General features: G+C 48.8%; 14 protein-coding genes, 1 tRNA gene and 1 riboswitch. Of the genes, 8 read left to right on the top strand and 7 right to left on the bottom strand.

Annotation, left to right across the window (positions count from 1 at the left end; translation table 11 throughout):
- Positions 1-43 precede the first annotated feature (43 nt).
- On the top strand, positions 44-1,249 hold the full coding sequence (locus BDI_RS11530; protein ID WP_008779972.1) for an ectonucleotide pyrophosphatase/phosphodiesterase: 1,206 nt from the start codon (positions 44-46) through the stop codon (positions 1,247-1,249).
- Between the two features lie 85 nt (positions 1,250-1,334).
- Here BDI_RS11530 and BDI_RS11525 read toward each other — a convergent pair whose 3' ends face one another.
- From BDI_RS11525 to BDI_RS11510, 4 genes are all read right to left on the bottom strand, one after another.
- Positions 1,335-2,183: a sugar phosphate isomerase/epimerase family protein gene (locus BDI_RS11525; RefSeq protein ID WP_011966810.1), complete on the bottom strand. Its 849-nt coding sequence runs from the start codon at positions 2,181-2,183 to the stop codon at positions 1,335-1,337.
- Between the two features lie 104 nt (positions 2,184-2,287).
- Positions 2,288-2,503: a winged helix-turn-helix domain-containing protein gene (locus BDI_RS11520; RefSeq protein WP_005854120.1), complete on the bottom strand. Its 216-nt coding sequence runs from the start codon at positions 2,501-2,503 to the stop codon at positions 2,288-2,290.
- 126 nt (positions 2,504-2,629) lie between these two features.
- Positions 2,630-4,123, bottom strand: a complete 1,494-nt coding sequence (locus BDI_RS11515) for an NAD-dependent epimerase/dehydratase family protein (RefSeq protein WP_011966809.1) — start codon at positions 4,121-4,123, stop codon at positions 2,630-2,632.
- Positions 4,124-4,218: 95 nt separating this feature from the next.
- Positions 4,219-4,290: transfer RNA gene (locus BDI_RS11510), tRNA-Glu, on the bottom strand.
- A 271-nt stretch (positions 4,291-4,561) separates the two neighbouring features.
- On the opposite strand from BDI_RS11510, the gene mutA reads away from it, so the two are divergent.
- From mutA to BDI_RS11475, 6 genes are all read left to right on the top strand, one after another.
- Positions 4,562-6,421 (top strand): methylmalonyl-CoA mutase small subunit, encoded by a 1,860-nt coding sequence (gene mutA, locus BDI_RS11505; RefSeq protein WP_011966808.1) that lies wholly within the window; start codon positions 4,562-4,564, stop codon positions 6,419-6,421.
- A gap of 12 nt (positions 6,422-6,433) precedes the next feature.
- A complete protein-coding gene (gene scpA / locus BDI_RS11500) occupies positions 6,434-8,581 on the top strand; it encodes a methylmalonyl-CoA mutase (protein ID WP_005854126.1) in 2,148 nt (715 codons plus the stop codon).
- Between the two features lie 129 nt (positions 8,582-8,710).
- Positions 8,711-9,565 carry a type II pantothenate kinase gene (gene coaW / locus BDI_RS11495; RefSeq protein ID WP_005854128.1) on the top strand — a complete coding sequence of 285 codons (855 nt, stop codon included), beginning with the start codon at positions 8,711-8,713 and terminating at the stop codon, positions 9,563-9,565.
- Positions 9,566-9,584: 19 nt separating this feature from the next.
- A riboswitch (cobalamin riboswitch) is annotated at positions 9,585-9,787 on the top strand.
- 292 nt (positions 9,788-10,079) lie between these two features.
- Positions 10,080-10,688, top strand: a complete 609-nt coding sequence (locus BDI_RS11485) for a porin family protein (protein ID WP_005854130.1) — start codon at positions 10,080-10,082, stop codon at positions 10,686-10,688.
- Positions 10,689-10,775: 87 nt separating this feature from the next.
- The gene (priA, locus tag BDI_RS11480) at positions 10,776-13,238 is read left to right on the top strand and encodes a replication restart helicase PriA (RefSeq protein ID WP_011966807.1); all 2,463 of its coding nucleotides are present in this window, start codon (positions 10,776-10,778) and stop codon (positions 13,236-13,238) included.
- 34 nt (positions 13,239-13,272) lie between these two features.
- Entirely contained in the window at positions 13,273-13,776 is a 504-nt protein-coding gene (locus BDI_RS11475) for a low molecular weight protein-tyrosine-phosphatase (RefSeq protein WP_009018008.1), read from the top strand.
- A gap of 39 nt (positions 13,777-13,815) precedes the next feature.
- Here BDI_RS11475 and BDI_RS11470 read toward each other — a convergent pair whose 3' ends face one another.
- From BDI_RS11470 to BDI_RS11460, 3 genes are all read right to left on the bottom strand, one after another.
- Complete coding sequence (locus BDI_RS11470) at positions 13,816-14,154, bottom strand: type II toxin-antitoxin system RelE/ParE family toxin (protein ID WP_009018009.1); 339 nt, start codon at positions 14,152-14,154, stop codon at positions 13,816-13,818.
- Positions 14,144-14,398: a hypothetical protein gene (locus BDI_RS11465; protein WP_009275598.1), complete on the bottom strand. Its 255-nt coding sequence runs from the start codon at positions 14,396-14,398 to the stop codon at positions 14,144-14,146. The genes BDI_RS11470 and BDI_RS11465 overlap by 11 nt, the downstream gene beginning before the upstream one ends.
- Before the next feature lie 297 nt (positions 14,399-14,695).
- Entirely contained in the window at positions 14,696-16,258 is a 1,563-nt protein-coding gene (locus BDI_RS11460; RefSeq protein WP_338417106.1) for a T9SS type A sorting domain-containing protein, read from the bottom strand.
- A 60-nt stretch (positions 16,259-16,318) separates the two neighbouring features.
- Here BDI_RS11460 and BDI_RS21220 point away from each other — a divergent pair, with 60 nt between their 5' ends.
- Positions 16,319-16,810 (top strand): hypothetical protein, encoded by a 492-nt coding sequence (locus tag BDI_RS21220; RefSeq protein WP_237702616.1) that lies wholly within the window; start codon positions 16,319-16,321, stop codon positions 16,808-16,810.
- Positions 16,811-16,859: the final 49 nt, after the last annotated feature.

The following is a 16,859-nucleotide window of genomic DNA, read 5'->3' as shown; positions in this document are numbered from 1 at the left end:
AGAGGTTCACTATCTTTGTGGACCTCTTTTTTAATTTAATGATATGTGGAATAATCGTATTGAGTTCTTACTCGTTAGTTTCTTTTGTATTTGTTCATTGGCTTTTACCGGTTGCCAAACGAAAAAACAATCGGATCGTTATGTCGTAGTTTTATCAATGGACGGTTTCCGCTCTGATTATCCCTCACGTGCTCATACTCCGACGTTGGATTCTTTGGCGAATGTAGGGGTTCGCTCCACGTTTCGCCCATGTTATCCCAGCGTGACTTTCCCGAATCATTATAGCATGGCTACCGGATTGCATCCGGATCACCATGGTTTGGTAAATAATTTCTTTTATGACGCGGAGCTTGATAGCTCATACCGTATGGGAAACCTGGATCCGCGATTTTATGGTGGAGAACCTATTTGGAATACGGCGGAACGCCAAGGGGTTCGTACCGCTTCCTTCTATTGGGTCGGTAGCGAGGTGCCTTTGGCGAGTGGCCAGCCTTCAATATGGAAGCCGTTTGATAAATCGGTTTCTTTTTCAGATCGTGCTGATTCCGTGATCTCTTGGCTGAAGTTGCCGGAAGATATACGTCCTCATTTGATTATGTGGTATATGGAAGAGCCGGATGCGATAGGTCATTCCGCTACCCCGGATTCCTCGGCAACCTTGGATGTGGTAGAGAACTTGGATAAAGTCTTGAATCATTTCTTCACGGAAGCCCGTAAGCTGGATATTTTCGATAAGATCGATTTTATCGTTCTCTCGGATCATGGAATGGCCACCTATTATCCCGAGAGATATGTGAACTTGAATGATTATCTACCCCGGGATAGTTTCGATTATGTCTTTGATGGCGTTCCTACATTATTATATCCGAAGAAAACCTATGTGGATACTGCCTATGCGATTTTACAGAAAGTGCCGAATATAACCGTATGGAAGAAAAACGAGATCCCAGAGAAATTGGTTTACGGAAAGAATCCTCGAGTTAGTGATCTGGTTGTTTCTCCACATATTGGAACGTATGTGCAATTCCGCGAGAAATCATCTCCCCGTTATGCGGCGACACATGGTTACGATAATTTTACACCGGAGATGGAGGCTATATTCTATGCGGCAGGTCCCTCGTTCAAGAAACACGTAGAGGTTCCGCAAATGGCGAACGTGAACCTCTATTTGATGATCGCACGCTTATTGAATATACAGCCCGCCCCGAATGATGGAGATAGCGCTGTCGTTCAGCGGTTATTTAAATGATAGGACTTCGCGCTACTTTCTAAATGGAGATTTACTGCACGGGCCTTGCAGTACTACTGTAAAGCCGGTTGCAGTAATTGATGCCTTATTGATGTTCGCATGTCATCTTACGCATGAAAGCGAGACTGCCTTTAGCTAGCTCATCTGCGTTGTATTTAGATGGACGCCAAAGAGATACGGCTACCGCCATGCCGGGAACGGAATTGGAGAAATTCTCCAGAACTAAGTTTCCATTGAAATCGATTTCTTGTAGTCCCCGGAACAAATCATCCCAGCGTACGTTTCCTTCACCCAGCATTCCCCGGTCGCTTTCAGTCATGTGAATATGGCGAAGTCGGCTGCCTGCGGCGATAACCGGTTCATAGAAACTAGTCTCTTCTATATTCATATGGAAAGTATCCAGATGCAAAGATAAATTCGGAGCGTCTACGCATTTGATAAAGCGCAAGACTTCCTCCGCGGAGGTACACATATAGCTTTCATAGCGATTGATCGGCTCTATACCGATCGTGATTCCGGATCGGCCGGCGTATTCGGCAACCTCCGCCCATACCTCACAAAGCGTATTCTCTTCTTCCCGTGTTCGCTGTTTGCCGGAGAAGACCCCGATGCCGGAATGTAAGACCCCTCCCAAGTAATCAACCTCCAGTTCGCTCGCTTTATCCAGCGCCGCCTTGATCAGGCGAGTCGCTTCCTTGGGATAAAAAGGAATATGCGCTTCTTGGGGAAGGTTGAGAGAACAAGTCGCCTTCAATCCGTGTTGTTTCAATTGTCGCTTTACGGTTGGAGCGTCGAACTCCATGGAAGGAGGCAATAAGATTTCCAGTAAATCAAAACCGGCGGCAGATGCTTGCTGGATGGCGAAAAGACCGCCTTCTGGTGTCCACATAGGTGGTATCCAAGAAAGGATGGAAGCTCCGAAAGTAGGATTCATAATCGTATTGTTTTTATTCGTTAGGGTTACAAAGTAAGTACTTTTTTGAAGATTTCATTGCGAAGAAAGTGAAATCCTTCGCAATGAAATATCATAAATGTCATTTAAAAATAAAAGTTGGTACCCGGACAGAAGATAGGGTGGCTGCTGGTGTTATCAATTTCAATCTTATTTTCTCTAGCGAGCCAACCGATAGCGGACCATAGATCCGCATCTGTTAGAGCGGATTTTGCTCTCAACGCCTCAAAACTCCAATGTTGGCCATCTGAAAGCAAATTCCAGATAGCTCCTGCATTTAATCCGATCGATCCTTTTGTCATGATAAAATCTGTTTTTATGTTTATGGTATATAGTGCTTATATTGTTATAACAGATAATATCCGGTAAAAGTATGTTGCGTTGAGATAAATAATCTAAAAAACAAAAATCTCTTGATGCGTTGAATTTTATTCCTTGAAGTCAGCGAATATGGATTCATCGTATACATTGTGTTCCTTTTTATCGTGGAATGGATACCATACTTGGGCAAAGAACGGATTTCCTTTAGCGATCTCGTCGTAATTCCAAGGGAGCGGTAAACATTCCGGGCACCAATGGCCTCCTAATAATACTAATGTGGGAGAGGCCTTAAAACGGTGACCGAATTGGCATTCCCAATCGAGCGGAGTCGATAAGTCTCCTTTTGTCATGGCCGGGGACAAGCATTTTCCTCCCCTGAATTCTGCGGCTTTACGCATATCCTCGATATCCCATTCCGACTTCGGCTTACTTTCATCATAACCATGATCCAGAAAGACGGGTGTTTCGGAGGGGCGTTTTGTCCGGATCTTATCCCAACCCGGGATTGCTTGCCAATCCTCATACGAGCCAAAATAGGCGGATATACGATCTTGGTGTCTGTTCTTGATCCAGTTACGGGTTCCCAGTCCCGGCTTTTTAGCGATGGCTCCCATACCCAGTTTTATGAAGATAGGAGGGACGATCTTTGCTAGGTGGAAATACCAAGGGACTTGGCTGGCCATCCATTTAAAATAATCGTCGCAAGTTTGGTTACTGCGGAAATGCAGATATCCTTCTAATAGATCTGAATCGGTATACCATTGTCCGTGGAAATTACGGATAGCGAACCAGTTCGGTTCGAATATTTTCTCCGGGGCGGGACAGCCGATCGCTTTTAACAATTTACTCTCAAACTCATAATTCGTCAGGCGGAAAGATGGGCCGCTACTAATGTTATAGAAACGGTTCCAAAACTCATCCGGCACCTCTTCCTCGCATACATTCGCTAGTAAGCGACCGGAATCCTCGGCGGTAGCCCATTCCAGCACGCCGTCTAGCGGTACGTGGAATGTGATTGGGTCCGAACCCTTGAATAATAATTCGGGGCATAAGATACCGGTTTGGCGAAGGCACGCCCAATGTTTAATACCCGACTCCACGAAAATACGTTCGGCTATTGTCTTTGAGATGGCATAATGATCATAGACACTTATATTGATCGGATCTCCCGTACGTCCCCAATGAACCGGTGCGTTACGGTGGCCGGTTTGCGCCACGGAGCCGATATAGACTACCTTGATCTGATCTGCGTTCGGTTGCGCTTTTACGGCATCCACGATGTGTTGAGCGGCGGTCGTGTTTACTTTCAAGGTCTTTTTAGGGAAATAATCCGCCGCCGGCGAAACCATTCCACCTACGTGTAATACGTAGTCCGCCCCCGTTACTCCATTTAAGACATCTTGATAACTCGTCAAGTCTCCCCAAACGATACGGATCCCTTGCATAGCCTCATAGGTGGCCAACTTCTCTTTATTGATTTTGCTCGGACGAGCCAAGAGTGTTATATTAAAACGATCTAGCCGTTTGGACAACTCGACCAATCCGGCATGGCCCATCGTCCCGGTGGCTCCGGTCAGAAAGACGGTCTTTTTACTTTTCATGATATAATTTAAGTGTATAATAAAAATCTTAGGATACTATCGGGTAGCGAAGGTATATAAAAAAAAGCTCCCAACCAATAGGTTGAGAGCTTTTGTAGTGGATACGAGAATCGAACTCGTATTACATGCGTGAGAGGCATGTGTCCTAACCGTTAGACGAATCCACCATTTAGATGTCATTGTTTTTGTTTGACGATGCAAAGGTAGATATATTTTTTAATTCTGCAATAGTTGGACTGAGTTTTTTTGAAGAAAAAGTGTGTTTTTTATCAAAATGCCAAGAAAACGGGGAGAATACCACTAAAAGGCGTTAAAAGTAGTTGCGATTTCATTGTTTTTTCATTGTCGGTACTGTTTATTTATTCTACCTTTGCCATCTGTAATTGAACAAAATAGTATTGAACATTACTAATACCAGTTTAATAAACAACTAATATTATGGCAGAACTTAAAGAAAAACTTTTCTCAGAATTCGCACCTGTGTCTACTGAAGAGTGGATGGCGAAGATAACGGCCGACCTGAAAGGGGTACCGTTTGAGAAAAAGCTTGTTTGGAAGACAGGCGAAGGATTTAATGTAAATCCTTTCTATCGTGCAGAAGACATCGAGGGTTTAAAGACTACAGAGTCTCTTCCCGGTGAATTCCCTTATGTTCGTGGAACGAAGAAAGACAACGATTGGAAGGTACGCCAGAACATTGAAGTTTGCTGCTTCAAGGGTGCTAACGAGAAAGCACTAGACCTTTTGACGAAAGGTGTTACTTCTCTTGGGTTCATCATCAAAGGTGATGAGGTGAACGAGGAGAACATAGCTACTTTATTAGAGGGTATTTGTCCGGCTTCCGTAGAATTGAACTTCAACACTTGCAACTGCAAAGCGGAGAAGTTGATCGGTATCTTGGCTGACTACTTCAAAGGCAAGGGTGTCGACGCAGAGAAGTGCTACGGTTCTGTAAACTATGACGCTTTCAAGAAACCTTTAGTAAAAGGTAAAGAAAACAGTGAGTGGGTAGAAGGTGCCGCAGCTGTGCTCAAAGCTGGACAGGCTTTGCCTAACTACCGTGTATTGGCTGTAAATGCGTTCCTTTTCAACAATGCTGGCGCTTACATTTCTCAGGAATTAGGTTACGCCTTGGCTTGGGGTAACGAATTGATGGCAAAACTAACCGAGGCTGGTTTCACCGCTGACGAGGTTGCCAAGAAGATCAAATTCAATTTTGGTATCAGCTCTAACTACTTCATGGAAATCGCTAAGTTCCGTGCGGCTCGTTGGTTGTGGGCCGAGATCGTAGCCGCTTATAAGCCGGCCTGCGAATGCGCTTGCAAGATGGTTGCTCACGCACAGACTTCAGAGTGGAACATGACGGTTTACGATGCTCACGTAAACTTGCTTCGTTCTCAAACTGAGGCTATGTCTGCCGCTCTTGCTGGCGTAGACTCTATCACGGTTCGCCCGTTTGATAAGATTTACCAGACTCCGGACGATTTCTCCGAGCGTATCGCACGTAACCAACAATTATTATTGAAGGAAGAGTGCCACTTGGATAAGGTCGTTGACCCGTCTGCCGGTTCTTATTATGTAGAGGTATTGACGAATTCCTTGGCCGATGTCGCTTGGAAGTTGTTCTTGGAGGTTGAGGAAAAAGGAGGATTCTCCGTTGCCGTGAACGCAGGTGAGATCCAAAATGCCGTTAACGCTTCGAATGTAGTTCGTAAGAAAGCGGTTGCTACCCGTCGTGAGATCCTGTTGGGTTCTAACCAGTATCCTAACTTCACGGAAGTAGCTGCCGATAAGATTCAGGAAAAAGGTTCTTGCTGTTGTGGCGGTGGTCATTGCGGCGAGGCAACGATCCCGGCTCTTGATTTCTCTCGCGGCGCTTCCGAATTCGAGGCTTTGCGTATGGCGACAGAGAAGAGTGGCAAGACTCCGAAGGTATTCATGTTGACGATCGGTAACTTGGCGATGCGTTTGGCTCGTTCACAGTTCTCCGCTAACTTCTTCGCTTGTGCCGGATATAAGATAATTGATAACTTAGGCTTCGATACGGTTGAGGCTGGTGTTGAGGCTGCAGTCAAGGCGGGTGCTGAGATAGTGGTTCTTTGCTCTAGTGATGACGAGTATGCTGAATTCGCTCCTGCTGCTTACAAGGCTTTGGCCGGACGTGCCGAATTCGTTGTAGCCGGAGCTCCTGCTTGCGCGGACGACTTGAAGGCTCAAGGTATCGACCAGTTCGTAAATGTAAAGAGCAATGTGCTTGAGACATTGAAAGCATTCAACGCTAAATTAGGAATCGCTTAAGTATAAACAATTATGAGACCAAATTTTAAAAACATAGATATAAAGAATGCCGGATTCGCAGCTACAAACGCTGCCGAATGGGCAAAAGCCAATGGTATCGAGCCCAATTGGAAAACACCCGAGCATATCGAGGTGAAACCTGTATATACAAAAGAAGACTTGGAGGGTATGGAGCACTTGAACTATGCTTCCGGTCTGCCTCCTTATCTACGTGGCCCGTACAGCGGTATGTACGCTATGCGTCCTTGGACAATCCGTCAGTACGCGGGTTTCTCTACCGCTGAGGAGTCTAACGCTTTCTATCGCCGTAACTTGGCTTCCGGTCAGAAAGGTTTGTCCGTTGCGTTCGACCTTCCGACTCACCGTGGTTACGATGCCGACAACGAACGTGTGGTTGGTGATGTAGGTAAAGCGGGTGTATCTATCTGTTCCTTGGAGAACATGAAAGTGTTGTTCGATGGTATTCCTTTGAACAAGATGTCTGTTTCCATGACCATGAATGGTGGTGTGCTTCCGGTATTGGCATTCTATATCAACGCAGGTTTGGAGCAAGGTGCTAAGTTGGAGGAAATGGCCGGTACGATCCAGAACGATATATTGAAAGAGTTCATGGTACGTAATACCTATATTTACCCGCCTGAGTTCTCCATGAAGATTATCGCTGATATCTTCGAGTATACCTCTCAGAAGATGCCGAAGTTCAACTCTATCTCTATCTCCGGTTATCATATGCAGGAGGCTGGTGCTACGGCTGATATCGAGATGGCTTATACGTTGTGCGACGGTATGGAATATCTTCGTGCCGGTATCAACGCCGGTATCGATGTGGATGCGTTCGCTCCCCGTTTGTCATTCTTCTGGGCTATCGGTGTAAATCACTTCATGGAGATCGCCAAGATGCGTGCGGCTCGTATGTTGTGGGCGAAGATCGTGAAGAGCTTCGGCGCTAAGAACCCGAAATCATTGGCATTGCGTACACATAGCCAGACTTCCGGTTGGTCATTGACCGAGCAAGATCCGTTCAATAACGTAGGACGTACTTGTATCGAGGCTATGGCCGCTACATTAGGACATACACAATCTTTGCATACGAACGCATTGGATGAGGCGATCGCTTTGCCGACCGATTTCTCCGCTCGTATCGCTCGTAATACACAGATTTACATTCAGGAAGAGACTAAGATCTGTAAGGAAATCGACCCGTGGGCTGGTTCTTACTATGTAGAGTCTTTGACGAATGAATTGGTACATAAAGGTTGGGCGTTGATCCAAGAGATCGAGAGCATGGGTGGTATGGCGAAAGCCATCGAGACAGGTCTTCCTAAGATGCGTATCGAGGAAGCGGCCGCTCGTACACAGGCTCGTATCGACTCAGGTGTTCAGACCATCGTTGGTGTTAACAAATATCGTTTGCCGAAGGAAGATCCGATCGATATCCTTGAGATTGATAATACAGCCGTACGTAACGAGCAGATCGCCGCTTTGAAGGAGTTGCGTGCTAACCGTGACGAAGCCGCTGTTCAAAAAGCTTTGGCTGATATCACGGAGTGCGTGAAGACGAAGAAGGGCAATTTATTAGAGTTGGCTGTTAAGGCTGCCGGCTTGCGTGCGTCATTGGGAGAGATCTCCGATGCTTGCGAGGTGGTTGTAGGTCGTTATAAAGCAATCATTAGAACTATTTCAGGCGTGTATTCATCAGAAACTAAGAAAGACGCAGACTTCCAGAAAGCTTGCGAGCTTTGCGAGCAATTCGCTAAGAAAGAGGGCCGTCAGCCTCGTATCATGATCGCTAAGATGGGTCAGGACGGACATGACCGTGGCGCTAAGGTTGTTGCTACCGGTTATGCTGACTGTGGGTTCGACGTAGATATGGGACCGTTGTTCCAGACTCCGGCCGAGGCTGCCCGTCAAGCTGTAGAGAACGATGTTCACGTAATGGGCGTTTCTTCTTTGGCCGCTGGTCATAAGACGTTGGTTCCGCAGGTTATCGAGGAGTTGAAGAAATTAGGTCGTGAGGATATCATCGTTATCGCTGGTGGTGTAATCCCGGCTCAAGACTATGACTTCTTGTATAAGGCTGGCGTTGCCGCTATCTTTGGCCCGGGTACTTCCGTATCGAAGGCAGCTTGCCAGATCCTAGAGATCTTGTTAGGCGAATAAATAGCGTTTAAACCTTGCGGTTTTTTAATAAAGAGAGGCTGGACAATTGATTTTGTCCGGCCTTTTTTAGTATTGTATACGGGTTTATGTACTTTTGTAGCGATTATTCAATTAAAAAGGGAAAGAATCATGGGAATCGTTATAGGTATAGACGTGGGAGGTAGCACGACCAAGATCGTCGGTGTGGAGGATAAGAAGATCAAGAACCCGATGTTCGTGAAAGCTACCGATCCGGTAACCTCTTTATTCGGGGCCTTCGGTAAATATATTTATGATAATAACATCTCACTCTCGAATATAGAGAAAGTGATCTTGACGGGTGTAGGTAGCGCCTATATCGATCAACCTTTATATGGCTTACCAACCGCGAAGACGGATGAGTTCCTCGCAAATGGGCTAGGGGCGCAGTATAATACGGGACTGGATAGCCTGTTGGTGGTCAGCATGGGAACGGGTACCTCTTTTGTCAAGGTACAAGGCTCCACGGTCGAGCATATCGGGGGATTGGGTATCGGTGGCGGAACCATCCTCGGCTTGTCTAAGCTATTATTGAAAACGCATGACTTTCACCAAATAGCGTCTTTGGCTGAGCATGGTTCCCTGAATGATATCGACTTGCATATCCGGGATATTACGCCGCATCCGCTACCCGGCCTGCCGCTAGACGTGACAGCCTCTATTTTTGGAAAAGCGGATGCGAACGCTAAGGTTGAGGATATCGCTCTCGGTATCGTTCATATGGTCTTGCAGACTATCGGGCAAGGAGCTGTTTTCGCCTCGTTAAATGGCGATATCAAGAATATCGTGTTGATCGGTAACCTGACTCGCTTGCCGCAATGCCCGGATATTTTCCCCCGTCTGGAGGAGATGTGCGATGTCCATTTCAAGATACCGGAGTATGCCGAGTATCGCACGGCTATCGGGGCGGCTTTATGTTATATCAGGAACCGGGAATATAGGGATATTTTTTGTGGAAAGTGTTAGGCTACATCAAAACTTTATGTATCTTTGCTACATGCTTTGTTCCCTTTCGGCAATCGCCGGATAGGGATTAAAAGGGAATCGGGTGAGAATCCCGGACAGTCCCGCTGCTGTAAGCTTCATAAACGGGTTGAGCAATACTGTTGCCACTGTTCATTCAAGTGAATGGGAAGGCGCTTAAGACCGGAAGTAAGTCAGAAGACCTGCAAGGCGTGTATATTTTCGACGGCTTCGAGGAAAGGCCGGAAGAGAACGCAAGAACCGTATCCGGTTTTTACTATTCTTTATCCAAGGTTTTCTTATCAAGTCGTCTCATGGTTTCGGATAATTATTTTGCCATAATAATTAGGGAAAGAAGCATGAATCTGACCGACGGGATGAGCTCCGTATGTAAGATGCATGCTTTCTTTGAGTTTAAAGGACTGGGGTATTCCGTGAACACTCTATAGAGAATATTTGTTTATTATTAGAAAAGTGCGTTTATTTGCAACGAGTAATTAACAAAAGAAGTATGAATATGAAGAAAATCGTGGGATTTCTTATGGTTGCCTTGTTAGCGTTGATGGCGCTTCCGGCGAACGCTCAGCTTAAATTCGGTATCAAGGGAGGTGTGAATATATCGTCTGTCCATTTCAACTCGGACGTGTTGAAAGCGGATAACGTAACCGGCTTCCAAGTGGGGCCGATGATCGAGACGACTTTGCCGTTGGTGGGTGTCGGGATCGATGCGGCCGTGTTGTATTCGCAAAAAGGTTTGGAGACGACTTCGGTTGGCGGGGTTAAGACTTCGATGAAGACGGATTATATCGATGTTCCGGTCAACTTGAAATGGAAATTCGGCTTACCGATCGTCAAAGCGTATCTGGCAGCCGGTCCGTATATCGGTTTCCGTGTAGGCGGTGATAAATTTTGGGATATCCCGGGTTCCGTAGCGGATCAGGTGAAGGCGAAGAATTTCAGCGCAGGCCTTAACTTCGGTGCCGGCGTGGAGTTGATCAGCCACTTGCAGGTGGGTTTCAATTATGGTCTGGGACTGACTGATAACTATAGCATTGAGAAGGTGAACCTCTCCGACGGTGCCGGAAAGAATCGTGGATGGTCTATCACGGCAGCGATCTTGTTCTAAATAGGTGAAAATAAAATGAGAGAGGCTGGGCTTTAGAAGTCCGGCCTTTTTTGTTATTTTTGGGCTCGTAATGAAACACCTGTTTGAATGAAATATGCGGACGTCATACTTCCCCTTCCTTTGGAGAATAGCTATACCTATCGGATACCCGAAGATATGGAAAGAGCCGTGACTCCCGGTTGCCGGGTGATCGTGCATTTCGGGAAGAAACGATATTATACGGCCATCGTCATGGAGGTACACGACCGGGAACCGGTATCCGATTTTGAGACGAAGGAGATCTACGCTTTGCTGGATGCCACTCCGGTGCTCCGCCGTCCGCAACTCCGTTTCTGGAAATGGATATCTTCTTATTATATATGTAAGCTGGGCGACGTGTATAAGGCGGCCTTGCCTTCCGGCTTAAAGTTGGAAAGCGAGACGGCGGTTACTTATAATGAGGATTTCGAGGCTACCGCCCCCTTGCGCCCGAACGAGCAAGCGGTACTGGATGCCTTTAGCGGGGTTTTGAAATTGACGATCTCGGAGTTGGAGAAGAAGACCGGTCTCCGAAATGTTGTCCCGATCGTCTCTTCCTTGATGGTGAAAGGGGCGGTCGAGGTGAGCGAGGAGCTAAAGCGAGGATTCGTTCCCAAGACACAGGCGTTTATCCGTTTGGCCGAAGCTTACTGGGATGAGACGAAATTGCAGGCGGTGTTCGAAGAATTGAAAAGGGCGAAGAAGCAAGAGCTTCTGTTGGTCAGCTTCTTGGATTTAAGCCATACCTTGAATCCCGCTTTATCGAAGGAGCTTTCCAAGAAAGAGCTATTGGAACGCAGTGGTTATACCTCTGCGGTATTGGAGGGTCTGCTGAAACGGGGTATCTTGGAGAGTTACGAGAAAGAGGTGGGTCGTTTACAAGTATCCGTCTGCCGCTTGCAAGAGCCGAATCCGCTCAGTCCGGCGCAAGAGAAAGCCTACGGAGAGATCCATGAGGCTTTCAAGACGAAGGAGGTTTGCTTGCTTCATGGCGTGACTTCCAGTGGTAAGACCGAGATATACGTCCGTTTGATCCATGAGGTCTTGCGGCTGGGGCGGCAGGTTTTATATATGTTGCCGGAGATCGCTATCACGACCCAGATCACGGAACGGCTGGCGAAATTATTCGGGGATAAGCTATTGGTCTACCACTCTAAGTTCTCGGACAACGAGCGGGTGGAGGTCTGGAACAAGCTGCTGCATAGCGACGAGCCTATGCTGGTATTGGGGGTCCGTTCTTCCCTCTTCCTTCCGTTTAAGGACTTGGGCTTGATTATCGTGGACGAGGAGCATGAGAATACGTATAAGCAGCAAGACCCGGCACCCCGTTACCATGCCCGTAACGCTGCCATCGTCTTGGCGGGTATGCACGGCGGTAAGACCTTATTGGGTTCCGCCACCCCTTCCATCGACTCTTATTTCAACGCTACGGCGGGGAAATACGGTCTGGTCGAGCTATCCACCCGCTACGGTGATTGCTTGATGCCGGAGATTATTACGGTGGACGTGAAGGAGCTAAAGCGCAAGAAGATTATGAAAGATACCCTTTTCTCCCCCCTGTTGGTGGAGAAGGTGCGGGAGGCTTTATCCCGGGGTGAGCAAGCGATCTTGTTCCAGAACCGCCGGGGATTCGCCCCGATGATCGAGTGTCGGGGGTGCGGGTGGGTGCCTCATTGCGTGAATTGCGACGTTAGCCTTACCTACCACAAGGCGCATAATCAGCTGGTTTGCCATTATTGCGGTTATACCTACCGCTTGCCGCAGGTATGTCCAGAGTGTAAGGGGACGGAGTTCAAGATGCAAGGCTTCGGTACGGAGAAGGTAGAGGAGGAGATCGCTGGGCAATTCCCAGCGGCGAAGGTGGAGCGGCTGGATTTCGATACGGCCCGTACCCGCACGGCTTACGAGCGGATCATCTCGGATTTCGAGAAGGGGAAGACACAAATCTTGATTGGTACCCAGATGTTGTCGAAGGGATTGGATTTCGGGAATGTCAGCGTGGTCGGAATCTTGAGCGCCGATAGCCTGATGAATTTCCCAGACTTCCGGGCGCACGAGCGGGCTTATCAATTGATGGTACAGGTTAGCGGACGTGCCGGACGACGGGATAAGCGGGGTACGGTGATCTTGCAGACTACTCAGCCGGAGCATCCTTTGATCCGTATGGTGCAGCATTTTGCTTATAAGGAAATGGTGAGCTTGCAATTGAGCGAGCGTAGTATGTTCCGTTACCCGCCTTACTACCGTTTGATCGTCTTGATCCTTCGGAGTCGGAATGAGGAGGCTTTGCAGGAAATGTCTGCTTTATACGCCGAGAAACTTCGTGCTCGTTTGGGTGAGCGGGTGTTGGGGCCGGTTACGCCGCCTATCACCCGGGTACAGACGCTTCATATCAAGAAGATCGTCTTGAAGATCGAGATATCCGCCGGGATCGCTCCGCTTCGTGAGATATTGGAGGGTATTCATACTGAGATGCAAGGATATGTACCGTTTAAGCAGTTGCTGGTTCATTATGATGTGGACCCGGCTTGAGAATTGAAAATGGAGAATTGAAAATTGAAAATTAATGGAAAGGAGCTTAGTGATGAAGGAGGAGAAGGTACGGTTGTTGTTTGTGTGCTTGGGGAATATATGTCGCTCTCCGTCGGCGGAGGCAGTAATGAAGAGGTTGGTGAAGGATGCGGGATTGGGAGATCGGATTGAGATCGATTCCGCCGGGATCACCGGGTATCATGAAGGAGACCGGGCGGATTCACGGATGCGGGCGCATGCGGCCCGTAGGGGATATGTGTTGGATTCGATCTCCCGTCCGGTACGTCAGTGGGACTTCCATGACTTCGATTTGATTATCGGCATGGACGACCAAAATATAACGGACTTGAAACGGATGGCTCCCGATCTGGAATCCGTCGCTAAGATACATCGGATGACTGAGTTCTCCCGGAATAAGTTGTACGATCACGTCCCGGATCCTTATTATAGCGGTGCCGAGGGTTTCGAGCTGGTCTTGGATCTATTGGAAGACGCTTGCGCCGGGTTGTTGGAATATTGTAAAGACCATTTGTCTTAAGTTCGGGGCGAAGCCGGATCAGTAAAGAGGTTGTTACGGCTATCGTTCAACTTCTTTTACTAACCATTTGATTTCGTTATCGGTAATACTTTCACGCTCTTCCTTATCATAAATATAAATGAGGTTGATAATCCCTTCGGTATCATTAACGGTATAGGTATAGGTGATGACTCGTGCGCCATGACTTTTTCCTTTGTTTTTACTGCCTATAGCCATACGGATCTTACGGATGCCACAGCCTAAATCAATTCCTGCGGAAGGGTTGCTGCTTAGCTCATTTTGTAACGCTTGAAGGTCTTGTTTTAGCGAATGATATTTCTTTGCCAATCGCTTCAGCTCTTTCAGAAAGTGCTTTTGCGGTATGATTCTATAATTCATCTATGACCTCCTGCAATGTTTTTTGATATGTGCCGTTTTTACGAGACTCTTTTACGTCGATTAAGCCTTGCCGGATTCCGGCAAGTACCTCTTCCTTACTAATATATTCAGTCTCTTCAGTCTGTGCTTCCTTTTGCTGCGCAAGACGGCGGATGGCTTCTACGGCTTTACGCATCAAGGTCTCATCTTCGGCGATGATACTGAGTTGGCGGAATAATTCTGCGTTGAGTTCTAATGCTGTCATATCTTTATCCTTCTTTTGTCTCTGGTTTTCAATGGCAAATATACGAAATAGAATCAGTTAGACAATGCTTCGGTAGTTTATTCTTGTGACTGTCTTTATTCTATTCCCGTCCCGGATCCTTATTATAGCGGCGCCGAAGGCTTCGAGCTGGTCTTGGACTTATCTATCGTAAGGTTGCTAGAATGCCCATTGTAAGATGCTTATAACTGCGATTACAAAGAACCTGACAATGGGCATTCTAGCAACCTCTTTTTGTGAGAGCGGCTGTCATCGCCGCTCTCACTCGTGAAACCTTGCCTATCGGATTATCACTTTCTTCGTTATCTCATTGGATAGGCGGACGATATAGATACCGCTAGCCAAGCCATCTACACGATTGTCTCCGGCGGGAAGCCGTACCGTGCGGACTACGTTTCCGGTGAGGGCGATCACCTGCGCTGTCACGGAGACCGGCGTACGGATCAGCAAGGCACCGCTCTCGGCACGGATCAAGGTAGCGTTTTCCACTAGCTCGATACCGGTCGTGGTATTTCTCACGATACCGGTGATCGCCACGGTCAGGTTGGCGGAAATATCGGTGATCGTGTACTTGCCGTTTGCGTCGGGAATGAGGGCGTTACCGTTCACGGTCACTACAGGGACGGACTGGTCGTAGTCTGCGTCCAAGATGAGGGTGAAGGAGAAACCGTCGCCTTCGGTAACCGTATGCGCTCCGGCTGCCGGGGTGATGGAGGCTCCTACCAAGGCGGGGAGGGTTACGGTATAGGTTGTGGGCTGTGGCGTGGGGGGCGTTACGGGAGGAACGTAAGGCGTTACGGCAGCCGGGGCCGTGGCGAACGTCGTGGTCGTGGTCGTGCCGCCGTCTCCGGTTACGGTGGCGGTAACTAGGCAACGATACTGGCCTACGGTTCTCGTCCTGTAGGTATTCGAGGCGTTGCGCAGCTGCGAGTCGTCCGGGGCGGTAGACCATGTGCCGGCCTGTGCGTTGAAAATCTGCCATAGATACGTCAAATCCATGGCGGTGCCTTCGGGGGCGGTTATGCCGGCCTTAAGCTCCGCGTAGCTGTCAGTGGATGGTATCGGGGTACTTGCCGCCGGGTCTATCCGTTCGAGGGTGATGTTGCCGGGGAGTGTCACGGTGGGCACTCGTGCGGTAAGATCCGTGAAATGGCCCTTGTTGGTGACCGCGGTGTTGACAAGGTCGCCGGCATTCTCGCCGGGGGTGAGCGTCAATTCGTTGCCGGGCTCGATCGTGACCGCACCCAGACTGTTCGTGCCGCTCAAGGTGAGGTTGGTCTTCCCGGTCCCGTTGATGAGGGTGGTCGCGGAGGTTACCTCGTTGAGCTTTATTGTCATATCGGTATCGGCGGGAGGGGTGAGGGTGAGTTTGTTTATGATCTTGCCCTCCTCTCCGTTGATCTCTCCGTTGAAGTAGTTGTCGGTACCATCATCTTGTTGGAACTTGTTCTCGTCCGTTATCGTGATCTCGCCGTTGTCTTCCGGTATGATAGGGGAGGCTTCGAGGTAGACCTGCGTGGTGCCGTTCATCACGTACCCATTGCCTTTCACGCCATCAGGCAGCGGTGTGGCTGTCCATTCGAAGGGGTTCTTCTTGCCGGGCGTGAGGTCGAGGGTAGCGCCGTCTTTCAGTTTCCACGAGATCGGGCTATCTATCACGTCGCCTCTGTCGGTGGTGAAGGTGAACTTGGGCCATGTGGCGGCAAGAGCGGCCAGAATCTCTTCGGCGGTCATGATGGTGGTGACGATCCGGGTCTCGTCCGGCCCTCCTACCACCTCTGCCAGCTCGCTCTCTTTCCATTGGGCGGTGAGGGAGAGATCGCCGGTGGAGCCTTTCGCCACGGTCGCTACCGTATTCCCGTCGGTGTCTTTCCAGCCCTCGAAGGAGAGGTAGGTATTGGCGTGTGTCGGCGTGGGGAGGGTGAACTCGTCCGATACTACGGTATATTGGGTGGGGCTGCCTTGCGGGAGGGTGCCGCCATTCGGGTCGTAGGTGATCGTGTAGCGGATAAGCTCGGCCTCGGCGGTAACCGTCGTCGGCTGGGCGGGCATCGTGAAGCTACGCTGTGCGGTGTAGCCCTTGTCGTTTGGTGCCAGGGTCTCTGCGGTCGTAGCGTTGCCGTTGTAGGTGATGGAGCCTACCGTCAGTTGGTAGCCTTCCTGCGGGACGAAGAAGAGGTCTACCTTGGTCCCGTTGTAGACGGTCTGGCCGGAGGATACGGCGGTGTACGTGCCGGCGGCGTTCATGATCATTACGTCCAGCGTCGCTCCCTCGGCGGGTTGCTGGATGGTGAGGAGGTATGGGAAGACTGGGTCGGAAGGTTGCGCCTTCGTGCTCGTCTCCGGGGCTTGCGCCATCGCCGGCTGCGCCAGCAGGGCGAGCGTAGCGGCTAGCAAGGATAGGATATATCTGAATGTTCTCATATTTGTATCTGTTTTAGTG

The sequence above is a fragment of the Parabacteroides distasonis ATCC 8503 genome (genome assembly GCF_000012845.1).
Classification (GTDB): Bacteria; Bacteroidota; Bacteroidia; order Bacteroidales; family Tannerellaceae; genus Parabacteroides; species Parabacteroides distasonis.
This window is presented reverse-complemented; position numbering and strand designations above follow the sequence as displayed.